The sequence below is a fragment of the Pseudomonas sp. CBS genome (genome assembly GCF_024734645.1).
GTDB lineage: Bacteria > Pseudomonadota > Gammaproteobacteria > Pseudomonadales > Pseudomonadaceae > Aquipseudomonas.
Genome location: NZ_CP102929.1, coordinates 2,970,168 through 2,989,004, shown reverse-complemented (window position 1 = coordinate 2,989,004; position 18,837 = coordinate 2,970,168). Strand labels below are relative to the sequence as shown.

The following is an 18,837-nucleotide window of genomic DNA, read 5'->3' as shown; positions in this document are numbered from 1 at the left end:
TCGTCAGATACAAAAAAGGCCACTCTTTCGAGCAGCCTTTTTTGATGTTTGGTTGCGGGAGCCGGATTTGAACCGACGACCTTCGGGTTATGAGCCCGACGAGCTACCAGACTGCTCCATCCCGCGTCTGTGTGGCGGCATTCTACAGAGCAACGGCGGGGTGTCAACCGTTAATCGAACGATGGGTCAAATAAGTGCAAATTAGCGTCGGATTGTCACGCGCGTGCGGTAAGTGCGCGATTGGGAAAGGATTTTTGTCAGACAATCGAAAAGAGGGGCTAAAACAGACAGGCACAAAAAAGGCCACTCTTTCGAGTAGCCTTTTTTGATGTTTGGTTGCGGGAGCCGGATTTGAACCGACGACCTTCGGGTTATGAGCCCGACGAGCTACCAGACTGCTCCATCCCGCGTCTGTGTGTCGGCATTCTACAGAGGAACGCGAGTGTGTCAACCGCTGATTCAAAGAAAAGCGCTTGTGGTTCAATCGGTTAGCTCTCCAAGGTGGCCCCTTGATAGGTCGCGGGGCCAGTCTGGCCGAGGCTTTCAGCTCTATTGGGGGGTGTGTTTCGATTGAGAAAATGAATTCATCTGCGAATTTTCCTACCGCTTAGGCGGAAGATTCAAACTACTGGTGCTATATACAGGTGTGAGTGAGATACTGCCCGCCTGTTCGTTTTCTGCCCAGAACCACCGCCTTATATATGACGCAGCGCAAAATCATCCACGTCGACTGTGATTGCTTCTACGCCGCCATCGAGATGCGCGACGACCCGACCCTGGCGCAAAAGCCCCTGGCGGTCGGTGGCTCGGCAGATCGACGCGGCGTGATCGCCACCTGCAACTATGAGGCGCGGGCCTACGGTGTGCGTTCGGCCATGTCATCCCGGCACGCATTGAAGCTGTGCCCGGACCTGACCATCGTCAAACCGCGCATGGATGCCTATAAAGAAGCCTCCAAGGAAATCCAGACGATCTTTCGCGACTACACCGACCTGATCGAACCGTTATCCTTGGACGAAGCCTACCTCGACGTCTCCGACAGCCCGCATTTCGGCGGCAGCGCCACGCGCATTGCCCAGGACATTCGCCGGCGGGTCTCCAACCAATTGCATATCACCGTTTCTGCGGGCGTGGCGCCGAACAAGTTTCTCGCCAAGATCGCCAGCGACTGGAAAAAGCCCAACGGACTGTTTGTGATCACCCCCGATCAGGTGGAAGACTTTGTCTCCGCGTTGCCGGTGAAAAAGCTCCACGGCGTGGGCAAGGTAACGGCCGACAAGCTGACGCGGCTGGGGATCGAAGACTGCCTGCAACTGCGAGAGTGGAACAAGCTGGCCCTGGTGCGTGAATTTGGCAGCTTCGGCGAGCGGCTTTGGAGCCTGGCCCGTGGGATCGATGACCGTGTCGTACAGAACGACAGCCGCCGGCAATCCATCAGCGTGGAAAACACCTACGATGTCGACCTGCCGGACTTGCCCAGTTGCCTGGAAAAACTGCCTGAACTGATGGACACCCTGGCCGGGCGCATGGCGCGCATCGACAGCAGCTACCGGGCGGGCAAGCCGTTCGTCAAAGTGAAGTTCCACGACTTTACCCAAACCACCTTGGAGCAGGCCGGGGCAGGGCGGGATCTGGAGAGTTACCGGCAGTTGCTGACCCAGGCGTTCAATCGCGGCGGCAAACCGGTGCGATTGCTGGGAATAGGTGTGCGTTTGCTGGATTTGAGCAGCGGCAACGAGCAGCTCCAATTTCCCTGGTAGAAACCGGAAACCAAATGTGGGAGCGGGCTTGCTCGCGAATGCGGCGTGTCAGCCAGCACATGCATCAACTGGCACACCGCATTCGCGAGCAAGCCCGCTCCCACATTTAACGGCTTCAGCGTGCCCCGGGGTCCGCCACCAGCCGACCCGCATCCTTGGTCAATGCCTGCAAAAATTCCTGCTGCAACTCCGGATCATTGCGGGTCAGTTCGATCAGGCTTTGTTCCAGCTCGCTGGCTTCTTCTTCCAGGCCCAACTCCGACAGGCGCTTGACCCGGTGCACCCACTCGTTGACTTCGTCGTCTTCGAGGTCGTCGTAGATCAACCCGTGAGCTTCGAGCAATTTGCTGCGCAGGCTGCTGCTGACGGCCAGGGATGAGTCCGAGTGCACGTCATCCTGAGCATCTTCAACGCTGATTTTCAGGATGCTGATGCGGTTCAGGTCCTGCTCGGCAAACGGGCTGTCCAGCAGGTTCAGGCGCAGCACGCCATTACGGTCGGTGGTCAGCTCATGGGTTTGCTTGCCGGCGGTCACCTGCACCGGGCGTTCGCTCCAGGGCAGGCTCGAATACTCCACACGCTTGTCGCGTTGGACTTCATCGATGCCCGCCAGGTTCTGTTGCGCCCGACCATGGGATTGCACGTTCATGAACGGGTTGATCCCGTCTACGCCGTAGCTGAGCCAGTCACGGGTCACGCTGGTAGGCAAGTTGCCCAGGGCAAAGATATTCGCCACGTTGGCGCCGACGCCCGCCACGAGCGCAACCGCGCCGAGGGGCATCTCATAGAGTTTGCGCCAAGGCTGGTAGGGCGTGTAGCGGTCGTAACGACGGGTGACTTCGAATTCGGTGACCTCAAAGGTCTTTTGCTCGTGAATGCGAACCCGGCGTTGCGGCAGCTCCAGCACCTTGGGTTCGCCCACGTCGATCTGCAGGCTGTGATCGAGCAATTTGCGCTCGATACGTTCCTCGTGCTCGCTGCGTTGCGACATTTGGTTGGCGCAGCCGCTGACCAGCAGGGCGCCACATAACGTGGCACCCCCCAGGGCTATGGTGTTTCGCTTGAACATGACGACTCTTGATCTGGTTTTCAGCGACGAATACGCGCCTGAAGGAAAGACAGCACGTCAGCCACCGGCAACGGTTGGGCTTCGGCTTCGGTCCGGCTCTTGTATTCCAGATTGCCATCGGCCAGGCCGCGGTCACTGACCACGATCCGGTGCGGGATGCCAATCAGTTCCATGTCGGCGAACTTGATGCCCGGGCTGGTTTTCTTGTCCCGATCATCCAGCAGCACTTCAAAACCGGCAGCCGTCAGTTCGGCGTACAGTTTGTCGGTGGCTTCGCGTACTTGCTCGGTTTCGTAGCGCAGCGGTACCAGGGCAACCTGGAACGGCGCCAGGGCGTCGCTCCAGATGATGCCTTTCTCGTCGTTGTTCTGCTCGATGGCAGCGGCAACCACACGGGAAACACCAATGCCGTAGCAGCCCATTTCCAGGGTGATCGGCTTGCCGTTCTCGCCCAGCACTTCGCACTTCATCGCCTTGCTGTACTTGTTGCCCAGCTGGAAGATGTGCCCGACTTCGATGCCGCGCTTGATTTCCAGGGTGCCCTTGCCGTCCGGGCTCGGGTCGCCTGCAACCACGTTGCGCAGGTCGGCCACGGTCGGAACCGGCAGGTCGCGTTCCCAGTTCACGCCGAAGTAGTGCTTGTCATCGATGTTCGCACCGATGCCGAAGTCGCTCATCAGCTCAACCGAACGGTCAATGATGATTGGCAACGGCAGGTTCAGCGGGCCGAGGGAACCCGCACCGGCACCAATGGCGTCGCGCAGTTCTGAGTCGGTGGCCATGACCAGCGGGCTGGCAACGCCTGGCTGCTGGGCGGCTTTGATTTCGTTAAGCTCGTGGTCGCCGCGGATCACCAGGGCGATCAGCTTGCCTTCTTCCTCGGCGCGCACGATCAGGGTCTTGATGGTCTTTTCAATCGGCAGATTGAATTTCTCCACCAGGGCCGCGATGGTCTTGGTCTCGGGCGTGTCCACCAGGCGCAGCTCTTCGCTTGGCGCTGGGCGGGAGGTTTCCCGTGGCACGGCTTCGGCTTTCTCGATGTTCGCCGCGTAGTCGGAACCGTTGCTGAACACGATGTCGTCTTCACCGGATTCGGCCAGCACGTGGAATTCGTGGGAGCCGGCACCGCCGATGGAACCGTTGTCCGCTTCAACCGGGCGGAATTTCAGGCCCAGGCGGGTGAACACGTTGCAGTAGGCGGTGTGCATGCGGTCGTAGGTGACTTGCAGGGACGCCTGGTCAGCGTGGAACGAATAGGCGTCCTTCATGATGAATTCGCGGCCACGCATCAAACCGAAGCGTGGGCGGATTTCGTCACGGAATTTGGTCTGGATCTGATACAGGTTGAGGGGCAGCTGTTTATAGCTGCTCAACTCGTTGCGCATCAGGTCGGTGATCACTTCTTCGTGGGTCGGGCCGGCGCAGAAGTCGCGGCCGTGACGGTCCTTGAAGCGCAGCAATTCAGGGCCGTACTCTTCCCAGCGCCCGGATTCCTGCCACAGCTCAGCCGGTTGGGTGCTCGGCATCAACACTTCCAGAGAGCCGGCAGCGTTCATTTCTTCACGAACGATGGCTTCGACCTTGCGCATCACCTTCAAGCCCATGGGCAGCCAAGTGTACAGGCCCGAGGCCAGTTTGCGGATCATGCCGGCGCGCAGCATCAGCTGGTGGCTGATCACGACCGCGTCGGAAGGCGTTTCTTTCTGTGTGGCGAGCAAATATTGACTGGTGCGCATGGTAGGCCGTTGTCGGTTGCTTGGACTTGAAATGACGTTGGATTGTACGGGCGCTTGTCGCCGACGTACAGGCATCAGGATGCAGAGCTGTCTGTAGGAGCGAGCTGGCTCGCGAAGATCGTCAACGATTACACGGGAAACCGGGATAAACGCGGTGCCTGTGAGTGCTTCGCGAGCAAGCTTGCTCCTACAGCGGGGAGGTGTCCTCGGGAGGATTCAACCGAATCCGCCGGCTTTCCTGGAACCAGTGCAAGGCAATCAGGAGCAGCGTCGGCACACCCAGCAGGCAGGTGATCAGGAAGAAGTTGTGGTAGCCGAACTTCTCGACCATTACCCCCGAATACCCGCCGATCAAACGTGGCAGCAGCAACATGATCGAGCTGAGCAACGCGTATTGGGTGGCGGAGAACTTCAGGTTGGTCAGGCTCGACAGGTACGCGACAAACGCCGAGGTCGCCATGCCGGAACTGAAGTTATCCAGGGAGATGGTGAAAATCAGCATCTGCAGGTCCGGGCCCATGTCGGCGAGCATCACGAACAGCAGGTTAGTGCCGGCCGATGCAATGCCGCCGATAAACAGGATCGGCAGGATCCCGAAACGCACGATCAGCAGGCCGCCCATGCCGGCACCCAACAGGGTCATGATCAGGCCGAAGATCTTGCTGACGCCGGCGATCTGGTCCTTGGTGAAACCCTGGTCGATATAGAACACGTTGGCCATGACGCCCATTACCGTGTCCGACATGCGATAGGTGGCAATCAGCCCTAACAGCAGCAGGGCCTGCCAGCGGTAGCGCAGGATAAAGTCGTTGACCGGTGTGAGTACCGGCGCCAGGCCCCGGCGGCCCATGGTCGACAGGCACAGGGTGGTAAGGATGATATAGAGGATGGCCCGCAGGAACGCGCGGTCTTCCAGCAGCAGATCCAGCAGGCTCACGCCCTGGAACAGCACGCTGGCGAAGTCAGTGTTGTACAGCTGGGTGAACATTGCCGGCACCGACACCAGCAGCACGATCAACACGAACACCGAGACTAACTGGTGAGCAAAGCTGTAGCGCCCGGCCTGCAGTTGGGTGCGCAATGGCACATTGGGCTCGCGCATCAGCAGCGTGGTCAGCAGCGCGGGCACCATCAGCACCCCAAACAGCACGTAGGTGCCGGTCCATGCCGAGTGCTTGTAATTGAAGCCAGTGGAGCCAAAGCCTTCAGCGAAAAACAGCGCGCCGGCGGTCGCCAGCAGGGCCGCAATTCGATAGCCGGACATATAGCTGGCGGCCAGCGCAGCCTGGCGGCTGTCGTCGGCGATTTCCAGGCGGTAGGCGTCTACGGCGATGTCTTGGGTGGCGGAAGCAAAGGCGACGATTACCGCGATAGCGATCAGCCAGGACAGGTGTTTTTGCGGATCGCAGAACCCCATGCCGATCAATCCAAGGATAACCAGCGTCTGGGACAAGACTAACCAGGATCGACGCCGTCCGAGCTTGCCGAGCAGTGGCAGGCGCCATTGGTCAAGCAAGGGCGACCAGACCCACTTGAAGGCATAGGCCAGGCCGATCAGGCTCGCGTAACCGATGGTTTCGCGGGCCACACCGGCCTCACGCAACCACACCGAGAGCGTCGAGAACACCAACATGTAAGGCATGCCGGCAGCAAAGCCGAGCAACAGCAGTACTAACGTCGAGGGGCTGGCATAGGCGGCGAGCGCGGCGCGCCAGGTTTTACGGGGCATGGGCTGGAGTCTGCCTCAGAATTACGCAAATAAAGCGCGCACTCTAACCGCTGTGCTCTACCGGGCGCCAGCCATGACGCTGAATATCAACACGATTGTTCAGGATGCTGACACCTTCGGCGCGTAAACGCGCGCGTTGCTCGTCACCTGAAGCACTGCCCACTGGCAGACTTATCCGACCACCGGCACCCAACACACGGTGCCAGGGCAGTTTGGTGTCCTCGGGCAGTTGGCTCAGGGTGCGCCCTACCCAGCGTGCGGCACGACCCAAACCGGCGAGGTGCGCCAGCTCCCCGTAGCTGATCACGCAGCCTTCAGGTACTTGGGCGAGAGTCAGGTACAGCACGGTGCGGCGCATTTCAGCGGGGCTTTGCGGAGTGTCGGTCGTTTCGTTCACGGTGGCATGTCCGATGAAAATATCCGTCTATTCGTAGGAAATGTCTGCAAAATGAGCTGCCGGACGGGGAACTCGATACCAATACCCGAGTCAGTCCTTGCTAAGAAGTTATCCAACCCGATAATGCCCGTTTTTTCGTCAAACTCGAGCCCAATATCCGCTTATGTTGTCCAGAACCCTGCTGTGCCTCGCTGTATTCAGCGCCTCCACGCCTCTGCTCGCCGATACCGTCTGGTTAAAGAACGGTGACCGTCTGACCGGCAAGATCAAGGTCTTCGACGGCGGCAAGCTGCTGATCCAGACTGCTTATGCCGGTGCTATCCCGGTGGACTGGAAGCAGGTCAAAACCCTTGAAAGTGATCAGGAACTGCTGGTCAAGCAGGATGCCTACACCGGCGAGAAGGCCAAATCCCTGCACGCGGCCGATGACGGCAAAGTCATCCTGGCCAACGGTGAGGCGCCCAAGACCGTCGAGCTGGCGAGCATCCAGCAGATCATCAAGCCCAAGCCTGTGATCGAAGACCTGGTGTGGAAGGGCAATGTCGACATGGCGCTGGACTACAAGCGCGCGGAAAAAGACACCAACGACTACGACATCGACTTCAAGACCACAGCCCGCCATGGCCAGTGGCGCCATACCGGCCAGGGCGAATATAACCGCGAATTCCAGGACGACGTGACCACCACTGACAACTGGGCGCTGGAATACGACCTGGACCGGTTTATCACCGAACACTGGTTCTGGCAGGGCCGCTTGACCTACAAGCGCGACAAGGTTGAAGACCTGTCACGCCAGCGCACCGTGGGTACGGGGCCGGGCTACCAATTCTGGGACGACGAACTGGGCGCCTTCTCTCTCGGCTCGCTGGTCAACCGCACCGACTATGAATACCAGGACGGCGGCAAAGACAACTTCTACTCGCTGGCGATGAAGTGGAACTACAACCGCTACCTGGTGGGCAAGACCGTCGAATTCTTCACCAATGGCGAGCTGGGCAAGCCACTGGCCGGGCCGTCCGACTACTCCCTGGATGCGGAAGTGGGCCTGCGCTACAAAGTCACCGAGTGGGCTTCTCTCAACCTCAAGGCCGAGCGCGACGTGATCAGTGGCGACTCGGAAAGCGCGTTGAGCAAGACCCGCTATACCGCAGGGTTCGGCGTCGCCTGGTAACGAGCCGCCTGGTAATTAAAGGCGTAACCCGCCGTCCATTTCCAGGATTCGCCCGGTGTAGTAGTCGTTTTCGAAGATGTACGCCGCTGAATGGGCAATCTCCTCAGGCCGCCCCATGCGCTTGAGGGGAATGCCCGACGTCATCTTCTCCAGTGCCTCGGGCTTCATGCCCAAGGTCATTTCCGTCTCGATAAACCCCGGCGCAATGCCCGCGACGCGTATGCCATAGCGCGCCAGCTCCCTGGCCCAGGTCACGGTAGCGGCCGCTACACCGGCCTTGGCGGCCGAGTAGTTGGTCTGGCCGACGTTGCCGGCGCGGGAGATCGACGAGATGTTGATGATGGTGCCCTGGTTCTTCAACTCCACCATTTTTGCTGCCACTTCGCGGGTGCACAGGAACACGCCGGTGAGGTTCACGTCGATCACTGCCTGCCATTGGGCCAGGCTCATCTTGGTCATCTCCCCATCCTTGATCTTGAGCAGCAAGCCGTCGCGCAAAATCCCCGCGTTGTTGATCAAACCGTTGATCGCGCCGAAGTCTTCGGCGATCTGTGCCACCGTCTGGCACACCTGTTCTTCATTCGCCACATTGCATAGATAGGCCCGGGCCGTTACGCCGTGTGCCTGGCAGGCGGCTACCGCCTGGTCGAGTTTTTCCTGATTGAGGTCTACAAGCGCCAGGTGCGCGCCCTTGGTTGCAAAATACTCGGCCATGGAACGGCCCAAACCCTGGCAACCGCCGGTGATAATGATTACTTTGTCGTTGAGATCCATTCGCAAGTCCTGTGGGCAGAATTAATCGGCTATCCAAGTTTGTTTTCTGACGGAATTTATCAAAGGAGTCATAAGTTGAGCGCGCACGTTGCCAAGAATGCCCGAGAACTACTGCTCAAGGAATACCGCGGGGCACTTGCCACCTTGTCCAAGGCCATGCCCGGCTTTCCGTTCGGCTCAGTGGTGCCGTACTGCCTGGATGCCGAGGGCCGGCCGCTGATCCTGATCAGCCGTATCGCCCAGCACACCCATAACCTGCAGAAAGACCCCAAGTGCTCCCTGCTGGTGGGTGAGCGTGAGGCGGACGACGTGCAAGCGGTAGGGCGCCTGACCTACCTGGCCGAGGCCGAAAAGCTCGAAGACAGCGCCGCGATTGAAGCCGCAGCCGAGCGTTATTACCGCTACTTCCCGGATTCGGCCAACTACCACAAGGCCCATGATTTTGACTTCTGGGTGCTTAAGCCGGTGCGTCACCGTTACATCGGCGGGTTCGGCGCGATTCACTGGGTCGACCAACTGACCCTGGCCAACCCGTTCGCCGGCAAGGCCGAGCTGAGCATGATCGAGCACATGAACAGCGACCACACCAAGGCCATTGCCCACTATGTCGAACTGGCCGGCCTGCCGACCACCGAGCCTGCACAATTGGCCGGTATCGACAGCGAAGGCATGCACTTGCGCATTGGCCAGGCACTCTACTGGCTGCCCTTTGCCGAGCCTTGCAATACGCCGACACAAGTACGCGAAGCCTTGGTTTTCCTGGCTCACGCCGAGGTCTGGCCGAAAAAAGCAGCCGCTGAAGCTTGAATTCACGAAACGGCGACGTCATCTAAGGTGAAGTAGCAAGGCATTCTTGCGTTGAGGAACCATTTGATGCGCCCTTTTTTGTTGCTCTTTTTGTTGTTCCCCGTGTTGGAGCTGTTCGTATTCGTACAAGTCAGTGGGGCCATCGGGTTTTTCCCGGCGCTGCTGCTGATCATTCTCGGCTCGATGCTCGGCGTTCTGGTGCTGCGCGTCGCCGGCCTGGCTACGGCGCTGCGTGCCCGTGAAAGCCTGAATCGCGGCGAACTGCCGGCCCAGACCATGCTTGAAGGACTGATGATGGCGTTGGCCGGTGGCCTGTTGATCCTGCCGGGCTTCATCAGCGATGTGGTTGGCCTGGTGATGTTGCTGCCATTCACTCGCAAGCTGCTGGCGGGCAAGATGCGCCAGCGTGCCGAAGAGGCTGCGATCCGCCAGCGCGCCTTCGCCGACGACCTGCAACCCCGTGGTGGCCCGGCCCCGCGCCAGCCACTGGGGCGTGAAGGTGACGTGATCGAAGGCGAGTTCGAACACCGCGACCCCAAGTAATCCCCTCACTGGCACGGCACCCGCGGGTGCCGTGCGGCTTTTGAACACGTCCCCGACACAAAAATTTTCATCTCTGCACCCTTGAAATAAGCTTATGCGCCCTTATGTAACGGTCACCGCAAGGTTTCTGGTGGCGACACCAGACAGACTTCCGCGTTTCGCACCGCGAACCGCGACCGGCACCGCCGGAATTTAACTAGCCGGAATTGACACCGGCCGATGAAAAACACAATTAGGAGAGATCGACAATGAGCAAGCTTCGTCCTCTGCATGACCGCGTCGTCATCCGTCGCAGTGAAGAAGAAAAGAAAACCGCTGGCGGTATCGTGCTGCCAGGTTCGGCTGCTGAAAAAGCCAACCACGGTGTGATTCTCGCTGCTGGCCCAGGCAAGACCCTGGAAAACGGTGAAGTACGTGCGCTGGCTGTGAAAGTGGGTGACAAGGTTGTTTTCGGCCCTTACTCCGGCAGCAACACTGTGAAAATCGACGGCGAAGACCTGCTGGTAATGGCTGAGAACGAGATTCTCGCTGTTCTGGAAGGCTGATTTCCCCGTTCATCTTCCCGTTACTACAAAGTATTTAAGGAATATCGATCATGGCTGCTAAAGAAGTTAAATTCGGCGATTCCGCCCGTAAGAAAATGCTCGCCGGTGTGAACGTCCTGGCTGACGCAGTAAAAGCGACCCTGGGCCCTAAAGGCCGTAACGTGATCATCGAGAAGAGCTTCGGCGCTCCGACCATCACCAAGGACGGCGTTTCCGTCGCCAAAGAAATCGAGCTGAAAGATCGCTTCGAAAACATGGGCGCGCAGCTGGTCAAAGACGTTGCCTCCCGTGCCAACGATGACGCAGGCGACGGCACCACCACCGCTACCGTTCTGGCTCAGTCGATCGTCAACGAAGGCCTGAAAGCCGTCGCTGCCGGCATGAACCCGATGGACCTGAAACGCGGCATCGACAAGGCGACCATCGCCATTGTCAAAGAGCTGAAGTCCCTGTCCAAGCCATGCGCTGACACCAAAGCCATCGCTCAGGTCGGCACCATCTCGGCCAACTCCGACAGCTCCATCGGCGACATCATTGCCGAAGCCATGGAAAAAGTCGGTAAAGAAGGCGTGATCACCGTTGAAGAAGGCTCGGGCCTGGAAAACGAACTGTCGGTTGTTGAAGGCATGCAGTTCGACCGTGGCTACCTGTCCCCGTACTTCGTCAACAAGCCAGACACCATGACCGCCGAGCTCGACGGCCCGCTGATCCTGCTGGTTGACAAAAAGATCTCCAACATCCGTGAACTGCTGCCAGTTCTGGAAGCTGTTGCCAAGGCCGGTCGCCCACTGCTGATCGTTTCCGAAGACGTTGAAGGCGAAGCCCTGGCGACTCTGGTTGTGAACAACATGCGCGGTATCGTGAAAGTGGTTGCTGTCAAGGCACCTGGTTTCGGCGATCGTCGCAAGGCCATGCTGCAGGACATCGCTGTTCTGACTGGCGGTACCGTTATCTCCGAAGAGATCGGCCTGAGCCTGGAAAGCGCTACCCTGGAACACCTGGGTAATGCCAAGCGCGTCACCGTGACCAAGGAAAACACCACCGTGATCGACGGTGCTGGTGTTGAAGCTGACATCCAGGCACGTGTTACCCAGATCCGCGCTCAAGTGGCTGATACCACTTCCGACTACGACCGTGAAAAACTGCAAGAGCGTCTGGCCAAGCTGTCCGGCGGCGTTGCAGTGATCAAGGTTGGCGCGGGTTCCGAAGTTGAAATGAAAGAGAAGAAAGCCCGCGTTGAAGACGCCCTGCACGCTACCCGTGCAGCCGTTGAAGAAGGCGTGGTACCTGGCGGTGGCGTGGCACTGGTTCGCGCTCTGCAGGCTATCTCCGAGCTGAAAGGCGACAACGCTGACCAGGACGTCGGTATCGCTCTGCTGCGTCGTGCTGTTGAAGCACCTCTGCGCCAGATCGTTGCCAACTCCGGCGACGAGCCAAGCGTCGTTGTCGACAAGGTCAAGCAGGGTTCGGGTAACTTCGGTTACAACGCTGCTACCGGCGAATACGGCGACATGATCGAAATGGGCATCCTGGACCCGGCTAAAGTGACTCGTTCGGCTCTGCAAGCGGCTTCGTCGATTGCCAGCCTGATGATCACCACTGAAGCAATGATCGCCGAGATCAAAGAAGATGCTCCAGCTGGCGGCGGTATGCCAGACATGGGCGGTATGGGCGGCATGGGCGGCATGATGTAAGCCAGCCTTACCCCGATACTGAAAAACCCCGCCTGCAGCGATGCAGGCGGGGTTTTTTTATGCTGATCGTTCCCACGCTCTGCGTGGGAATGCCGCCAGGGACGCTCCGCGTCTCTCTTTACGCGCACGCCTCAGCTGACGCCGCGACGCCCCAGTAGCTTCTTGAACATAAAGCCGCGAGCCAGCATCAGCTGTGAGGCAGGCGGCAAAGATGCCACGGGTCCTGGTGCCGCAGTGCCGGATGACGGATGGACAGGCACGTTTGCGGTTTTTTTGAGGGGCGCCGGTTGGGGCCGCTCCCAATGGCCGGACATGACGACCATGCCCAGCAGTTTGAGGGTGTTGCCGTAGTAGTCATGGTCCCGGATGGACTGGCGTTGCAGGTTGTCCCAGATGTTATTGAGCCACAGCTGATTATCGGGGCTGATCATTGCGCTGACCCCGAGTGCCGCCACAAAGGCCGGCTCATTGTGCGCTTCCTCAATGGCACTGCCGTCGATTCGGTAGCCACTGTTGAAGTTGCCCGGCTCATCGTGGGTGGTGGCGCGTGCCCAGCGGTTGAAGGTGGTCAAGGTGTACAGCGCACGAGGGTCACCGTACATCAGGTAATCCAAGCCGATGCGCCACGGGTAACGGGCCGCGTTCCACGAGTAGCCGCCGTCGTATTGACCTTCCACCAGTTCGGGCCGTGCAGGTGTGAGCGAGGTGTCCAAATGGCTGATGAAGTCCGGCACCAAAGCACTTTTGGCACTGTAGCGCTGAGTAAAGTCGCTGATGATTGAATAGGTCTTGTCGCGCACCGTCTGCCAGCGTTTATCCCCGGTCATGGCGAAAAAGCTGTAGAGGTGCGACTGCATGAAATCCGAGCTGCGGGTGGTGTACTCAAGCTCCGGGTCGCCGTCGGTGCCGGCCCAGTCGCCGAGCATCAGATGCTGAGTCCTGGGGTGCACCTCGTGTTTCATGATCGCCGCCATCACCGTGTTGGCCTCGCTGCGGTAGTCAATGGTGCCTTGGCTGCCCCATTTCTGGTCGGCCAGCAGTAGGGCGTAGGCGATGTCCAGGTCGCCGTCGGTGGCACTGACGTCGCCGCGGAAAGGGTCGGTGGAGTCTCCGCAACCCTCGATCTGGTTCCAGGCCATCAAGCCGGGATCGGACGCTGCCGGGTGATCCTGGAAGTAGCGCACCATGCCGTCGAAGATTTTTTGGGCCTCATCATCGTAGTCGGCCATCATCACCGTAAGCAGCATGCCGTAGCCATGGGCCTCGGACACCGTGATGGTGTTGGGCGCGGCGCCACCTCCTACCGGTTTGTGGTCGGCGTTGACCTTGACGAAATACCGACCGCTGCCGCATTCCCCTGAGAGATACACCGCCTTCCAGTCCTTGTAGAACGTGACCAATTGTTTATCCATGTTCGCCTGGGTCTGGCGATTAGGCAGGATGGTGCCGGGGTAGTAGGGCGCGTGAGCAGTCTGGGCTGCGCTGCTGACTGACCATGAACCGGCGGCCATGCACAGTGATAACAGCAGCGTGGGCAGATGCCGTCTAGGGTGACGCATGAACTGACTCTCCAACCTGATCCAAAGGACAAGGTCGCGAGGTTAGCGGCAGCGCGGATGTTTCACTGTCACAGGCTGTAACAGCCTAACCCGGGCGCAGCGCCAGGGTCAGGGTCAGGCGTGCGCCGCCCAACGGGCTGCGGGTGATCGACAGTTCCCCACGGTGCCAATGGGTGGCGCGCTTGGCCAGCGCCAGGCCCAGGCCAAACCCGCTGGGCTCGTCGCCGCCCATGGCCAGTCGCACGAAGGGTTCGAAGATCTTTTCGCGGTTTTCCGGCAACACGCCGGGGCCGTCATCGTCCACATGCAGCACCAGGTGTTGGTCCTGGCACGAAGCGCTGACGTTCACCCGTTCGCGGGCATAGGTAATGGCGTTGCTCAACAGGTTACGCACGATCAAGTGCAGCAGGGCGCGGTCGCCGATCAGCTCCAGCTCGGCCGGCTGGGTGTCCAGGGTCAGCAAGCGATGGTGCCCGTCCAGCAGGGCGAACTCTTGCTGCAGCCAGTCATGGATGTTGATCGGCTCATGCTGCAGGTCGCTGGGTGCGTCGGCCAGCCGGGCAAAGGCGAGGCTGGCGCGAACCAGCGACTCCAGCTCTTCGATGTCGGTTTGCAGGCGCTCTTGCAGGCGGGTGCGGGTATCGGGGTCGGCACTTTTACTCAGCAGTGCCAGAGCAAACCGCATCCGGGCCAGGGGCGTGCGCAGTTCGTGGGACACCGCCTGGGAAACCTCCCGGTGGCGTTCACCCATCGAGGTGATGTCCTGGGCATGCTTGCGCAAGGTCTGCAGCAGCGGCGTCCATTCCTGACTCATCGCCGGCAGCAGCGTGTTGGGCGTGCGGGCGAGGGCAGTGATACTCGCGTTGAGGGTGTTGAGGTCGTGGGTGTATTTGCGTCGGGCACGCAGGGCGATCCAGAGAAACAGCAATACCGGTAGGCCGGCGACACAGGCGGTCACCCAATACACCGGATATTGCAGCAGGTCCTCCACTTCGGCGGTTCCCCACATGGGGCCGAATTGAATCACCGTGTCATCGTCCAGCGGGAAGTAGGTGACGTCCTCGTCACTGTTCTGCGCGGGTTGGTGGTGGTCGAGCATCACAATGGCTTCGGGTGGCAGCTCGATATCGTCCTTTTTCACCACGCTCACCGGGTACTGAAAGCGTGCTTGCAGCGACTCGACACGCGCCTCCCATTGTTCGGGGGGCAGGGTCTTGAGTTGCTCGGCAACCAGATAACCCGGCCCGGCCATCAGGCGCAGAAAGCTGTAGTCGCCGATAAACACCGCAGCGTTGGTGCACAGCCACAACAGGTAAAGGGTGAGGGCGGCCCAACTGGTGCCGGCCGCGATTGCCATCCAGGGGCGCACTTTAGACAGCATGTTGACTCCCGCTCGGGATTTCGACGAACAGGTATCCCTGCGCCGTGATGGTCTGGATGGTCACGGGGCACTCAAGGCTCATGAGTTTCTTGCGCAAGCGCGACACCCGCATATCAATCGAACGGTTCAGGCCGTCGTATTCAAGGCCGCGCAGTCGCTGGAGCAGTTTTTCCCGGGTGAGCAATACGCCGCAATGGCGGGCGAAGATGGCGAGTAACTCGAACTCGGCCACCGAAAACTGCAAGGGCGCCTCGCCAAGCCAGGCGAAGTGGTTGTTCAGGTCCAGCCGAAAAGCGCCCCACTGATAGTAGCTGCGAGGTGCCTGAGGATGGCGGCGCAGCAGCGAGCGGATCCTCGCCAACAACAATTGCGGGTCGATCGGCTTGACCACGTAGTCGTCGGCCCCGGCGGCAAACCCCACCAATTGTTCGGCGTTCTCGTCCAGCGCCGTCATCATCAGGATCAGCCCGGGGTAGTGGTCGCGAATCTGTCGGCACAGGGTAAAGCCGTCCATGCCCGGCAGCATCACATCAAGGATCAGCAGCGCCGGCTGTTCCTCGTGAATACGTTGGGCCGCGCGGTCGCCACGGTGTTCTACCGCCACGGTAAACCCTTCGGCGCGCAGGAACTCGGCCGTCAGTGCTGCCAGGGGCAGGTCGTCTTCGATCAGCAGCAGGGTATCGGACATGGCTCAGCGGGATCGTTGCCAAAAAAGTGCGCAGAGTGTTGCGCCCTTGCCCCCGGCGAGGCAAGGGCTGTTCATCAAGGCGTTGCGGGCTGCTTCTGGAAGGCGGGCTGCGGTGCTTTCACCGGCTGGTACAGCAAGAAGTAATAGGCGCCCAAACAAATCAGCCAGCTGAAAATCGCCGTCCACACGTTATGGGAAAGAAAGTGCGCCCCTTGCATCGTCCGGCTCACCGAAAGCACCGTGCCCAGCCCCAGTGCAAACATGAACGCCGAGCGCGCCATCCGCGGCCGACGATCCCTCAGGGCAAAAAACAACGCGAACAAGGCAAACCCCGTCGCCGCATGCCCGCCCGGCCAGCAACGGCCCGGCTTGTCGGTCGCTGGCCTCGGGCTCAGCAACTCGCTGTAAGTTTCCTGGCCGCCAAACTCCTTGACGCTCCATGGGCACTGCACCCCGGTCATCGTCTTCAACGGCGAAACAAACGAGGTGGCCAGCGCCAGCGACAGCACCAGGCAGCCCAGTTCCCGGCGAAAGGGTTTAAGCCGCTCGACAATAAAGGCACCGGCAAACCCGGCGATCGCCAGCACCGAAAACACGATCACCATCTGCTTGGCGCGGTCGTGAAGAATGTCCTCCAGAAAAAAACTGTGCCGGCCCACAAAGCCGCCTTCGGAAGCGTTGTAAAACAGCTTGGCGATGTCCATGTCCAGCGACGTCAGCTCCAGCAGCAGCATGGCCACCGCCAGCACGGCAGGCACGCCGAGGCACAGCCAGAAGTTGAGGGGGTGGGATACCGGACGAACAGCGATTGCTTGCATGGCGAACTCAGACTCTAAAAAAAGCCCCGGTCAGACCTGGCCGGGGCATTTTGGTTAGCGTGTACTCACTTTGGGAGCCTCGTCCTTGGGTACCCTCCAGCTCAGCAACTGTTGTTTGTAGCCATAACTGGCGCCCTGGTAGTAGGTGATGGCCCGCTGGATCAACGGGTCATCGCTACCTGCGCGGGTTTCATGGCTGTCCCCCAGTGCCTGGTCATGGCGACGCAGGCCTTGGCGTGGGCTGAGAATCGCCAGGTCATTGCCGTCGAACAACCCCAGGTACTGGTAATTGCCCACCACTACCCGTGGCGGCAGCGGGTTGTCTTGCAGCAGGTTGCGACCAAAAAACGTCGACTCGTAGCTCAGGTTCAGCAAACCCAGCAGGGTGGGCGCCAGGTCGATCTGGCTGGCCAGCTTCGCGTTCTCGCCGGCGTCCACCAGCTTGGGGGCGTAGATGAACAACGGAATCTGGTAATTCACCATCGGCAGGTCTTCCTTGCCCGCGCTGCCCGCCGTGTGGTCGGCGACGAAGATAAAGATCGTGTTGTCGAACCATGGCTTCTGGCGCGCCGCCTCCAGGAACTGGCCGATGGCATGGTCGGTGTACTTCACCGCACCGTCGCGGCCGTCACCGGATTTGATATCAATGCGGCCTGCCGGGTAGGTATACGGGCGGTGGTTGGAGGTGGTCATCAGTTGCAGCAGGAACGGTTGCTGCTTGGCGTAGTCGGCATCTGCCAGTTTCAGCGTCTGTTTATAGAGGTCTTCGTCGGCCATGCCCCAGGCGTTTTTGAAGCTGATTTCCGCTTCAGGCACGCTGCTCTGGTCCACCACGCGGTAGCCGTTGCCGCTGAAGAACGCGTTCATGTTGTCAAAGTAGCCACGGCCGCCGTAGACAAACACACTGTCATAGCCGATGGCATTGAGCTGTTGGCCCAGGCTGCCGAAACCGCTTTCCCGGCCGATGCGCTTGACGATGGAGCGCCCGGGCGTTGGCGGGATGGCCAGGGTGATAGCTTCCAGGCCACGGTCGGTGCGGGTGCCGGTGGCGTAGAAGTTATTGAAGTACAGGCTCTGTTTGCGCAGCGCGTCGAGGTTGGGCGTCAGGTTATTCGGGTCGCCGTTGCTGCCCATGTACTTTGCACTGAAGCTCTCGATGGTCACCAGTACGATATTGGGTTTGCGCAGCGTGCCCGGGTTGGTAATGGCGCGACGGATATCCAGCGGATCCGTGCCGATAAACCGCGCGTTGGGCTCGCTGAGCTCGGCGCGCAGCTGCTTGGCGACGACCTCGGTGGGCAGGCTCTTGTAGAACTGGTTGTAGTCCAGCTCGTTATTACGGAAGGCGGCGAAAAACTGATACGGGCCGTTGCTCGCCAGTTCATTGTTGTAGGCGTTACCGCCCTGGCTGCGCGGGCTGTCCTGGTTGATCAGTTGCAGGCTCAGGCCGGCCACCACCAACAAACCAAGGGCGTTGAGCAGGCGTTTGCGCATCGCAGGCAACGGCGAGTTCATCGCCGCGTTGAACGGCTTACGCAAGGCCAGGCTCAAGACAATCGCCAGCACCGCCAGCAGGCTCAGCAACTTGCCGATTGGATAAGACTCCAGCAGGTTGTTCAGCACCTCCTTGGAGTACACCAGGTAGTCCACGGCAATAAAGTTGAAGCGCACGCCGAACTCGTCCCAGAACAACCATTCGGCCACGCTGGTGAAGAGCATGGCGAACAGGCTGACGGTCAGTACCGCTTGCAGGAACCAGCGATGGCCGCGGCGACGCCACAAGCCTGGCGGGCACAGCAGCAAGTACAGGCCCAAAGGCAGGGCGGCATAGGCGAGGAAGCCGAGGTCATAGAGCAGGCCCACGCCGAATACCGGCAGCAGGTTACCGCTGACTTCATCCAGATGGGTTACCAGCAGCAGAATGCGGGTCAGTAGAAAAACCACCAGCCAGGCACCGGTCACCAACAGCAAATAGCGCATTGGCGCCGTTTTTGGAAAACCCATGTCAATGTTCCTTATTTACGATGGGCGCGATCTTCGCGCTGACACTGTAGTCAGCTTGTGAACCTATAGTGAAAAACTCGTTAAGTTCCCCAATCGGTTGAAAACAGTAATCGGTGCGGCCTTCAGGCCTAGCCGTGAGCCATACTTGGCCTTAAGCTGCGC

16 protein-coding genes and 2 tRNA genes are annotated in these 18,837 nt (G+C 59.8%); 6 read left to right on the top strand and 12 right to left on the bottom strand.

The annotated features are described in order from the left end of the window. Positions 1 to 49: 49 nt before the first annotated feature. Positions 50 to 126: transfer RNA gene (locus NVB75_RS13555), tRNA-Met, on the bottom strand. A gap of 207 nt (positions 127 to 333) precedes the next feature. Continuing rightward, a tRNA-Met gene (locus NVB75_RS13550) sits at positions 334 to 410 on the bottom strand. Positions 411 to 701: 291 nt separating this feature from the next. On the opposite strand from NVB75_RS13550, the gene dinB reads away from it, so the two are divergent. Next, positions 702 to 1,760: a DNA polymerase IV gene (gene dinB / locus NVB75_RS13545; RefSeq protein WP_076015374.1), complete on the top strand. Its 1,059-nt coding sequence runs from the start codon at positions 702 to 704 to the stop codon at positions 1,758 to 1,760. 115 nt (positions 1,761 to 1,875) lie between these two features. On the opposite strand, the gene NVB75_RS13540 is transcribed toward dinB, so the two are convergent. The 4 genes from NVB75_RS13540 to NVB75_RS13525 form a co-directional block, all read right to left on the bottom strand. After that, positions 1,876 to 2,829 carry a hypothetical protein gene (locus tag NVB75_RS13540; RefSeq protein WP_258347563.1) on the bottom strand — a complete coding sequence of 318 codons (954 nt, stop codon included), beginning with the start codon at positions 2,827 to 2,829 and terminating at the stop codon, positions 1,876 to 1,878. A 20-nt stretch (positions 2,830 to 2,849) separates the two neighbouring features. Beyond that, the gene (locus tag NVB75_RS13535; RefSeq protein WP_003208614.1) at positions 2,850 to 4,565 is read right to left on the bottom strand and encodes a proline--tRNA ligase; all 1,716 of its coding nucleotides are present in this window, start codon (positions 4,563 to 4,565) and stop codon (positions 2,850 to 2,852) included. Positions 4,566 to 4,752: 187 nt separating this feature from the next. Beyond that, positions 4,753 to 6,294 (bottom strand): AmpG family muropeptide MFS transporter, encoded by a 1,542-nt coding sequence (locus tag NVB75_RS13530; RefSeq protein ID WP_258347562.1) that lies wholly within the window; start codon positions 6,292 to 6,294, stop codon positions 4,753 to 4,755. A gap of 43 nt (positions 6,295 to 6,337) precedes the next feature. After that, positions 6,338 to 6,652, bottom strand: a complete 315-nt coding sequence (locus NVB75_RS13525) for an MGMT family protein (RefSeq protein ID WP_375378944.1) — start codon at positions 6,650 to 6,652, stop codon at positions 6,338 to 6,340. A gap of 202 nt (positions 6,653 to 6,854) precedes the next feature. Here NVB75_RS13525 and NVB75_RS13520 point away from each other — a divergent pair, with 202 nt between their 5' ends. Continuing rightward, positions 6,855 to 7,862, top strand: a complete 1,008-nt coding sequence (locus NVB75_RS13520) for a DUF481 domain-containing protein (RefSeq protein WP_258347558.1) — start codon at positions 6,855 to 6,857, stop codon at positions 7,860 to 7,862. Between the two features lie 15 nt (positions 7,863 to 7,877). On the opposite strand, the gene NVB75_RS13515 is transcribed toward NVB75_RS13520, so the two are convergent. Next, positions 7,878 to 8,636, bottom strand: a complete 759-nt coding sequence (locus NVB75_RS13515; RefSeq protein ID WP_258347556.1) for an SDR family oxidoreductase — start codon at positions 8,634 to 8,636, stop codon at positions 7,878 to 7,880. 75 nt (positions 8,637 to 8,711) lie between these two features. On the opposite strand from NVB75_RS13515, the gene NVB75_RS13510 reads away from it, so the two are divergent. From NVB75_RS13510 to groL, 4 genes are all read left to right on the top strand, one after another. After that, positions 8,712 to 9,443: a HugZ family protein gene (locus NVB75_RS13510; protein WP_076015367.1), complete on the top strand. Its 732-nt coding sequence runs from the start codon at positions 8,712 to 8,714 to the stop codon at positions 9,441 to 9,443. Positions 9,444 to 9,509: 66 nt separating this feature from the next. Beyond that, on the top strand, positions 9,510 to 9,986 hold the full coding sequence (locus NVB75_RS13505; RefSeq protein WP_008433587.1) for an FxsA family protein: 477 nt from the start codon (positions 9,510 to 9,512) through the stop codon (positions 9,984 to 9,986). A 248-nt stretch (positions 9,987 to 10,234) separates the two neighbouring features. Further along, positions 10,235 to 10,531: a co-chaperone GroES gene (groES, locus tag NVB75_RS13500; protein WP_003208599.1), complete on the top strand. Its 297-nt coding sequence runs from the start codon at positions 10,235 to 10,237 to the stop codon at positions 10,529 to 10,531. Positions 10,532 to 10,581: 50 nt separating this feature from the next. Next, on the top strand, positions 10,582 to 12,225 hold the full coding sequence (gene groL, locus NVB75_RS13495) for a chaperonin GroEL (RefSeq protein ID WP_003208597.1): 1,644 nt from the start codon (positions 10,582 to 10,584) through the stop codon (positions 12,223 to 12,225). Positions 12,226 to 12,356: 131 nt separating this feature from the next. Here groL and NVB75_RS13490 read toward each other — a convergent pair whose 3' ends face one another. The 5 genes from NVB75_RS13490 to NVB75_RS13470 form a co-directional block, all read right to left on the bottom strand. Next, positions 12,357 to 13,784, bottom strand: coding sequence for a glycosyl hydrolase family 8 (locus NVB75_RS13490; protein ID WP_258347554.1), 1,428 nt, complete (start codon positions 13,782 to 13,784; stop codon positions 12,357 to 12,359). A gap of 85 nt (positions 13,785 to 13,869) precedes the next feature. After that, positions 13,870 to 15,165, bottom strand: coding sequence for a HAMP domain-containing sensor histidine kinase (locus NVB75_RS13485; RefSeq protein WP_258347552.1), 1,296 nt, complete (start codon positions 15,163 to 15,165; stop codon positions 13,870 to 13,872). Continuing rightward, entirely contained in the window at positions 15,155 to 15,853 is a 699-nt protein-coding gene (locus tag NVB75_RS13480; RefSeq protein ID WP_258347550.1) for a response regulator transcription factor, read from the bottom strand. The genes NVB75_RS13485 and NVB75_RS13480 overlap by 11 nt, the downstream gene beginning before the upstream one ends. Positions 15,854 to 15,927: 74 nt before the next feature. Next, positions 15,928 to 16,671, bottom strand: coding sequence for a phosphatase PAP2 family protein (locus NVB75_RS13475; protein WP_258347548.1), 744 nt, complete (start codon positions 16,669 to 16,671; stop codon positions 15,928 to 15,930). Positions 16,672 to 16,725: 54 nt separating this feature from the next. Then, the gene (locus tag NVB75_RS13470) at positions 16,726 to 18,675 is read right to left on the bottom strand and encodes an LTA synthase family protein (RefSeq protein ID WP_258347546.1); all 1,950 of its coding nucleotides are present in this window, start codon (positions 18,673 to 18,675) and stop codon (positions 16,726 to 16,728) included. Positions 18,676 to 18,837 lie beyond the last annotated feature (162 nt).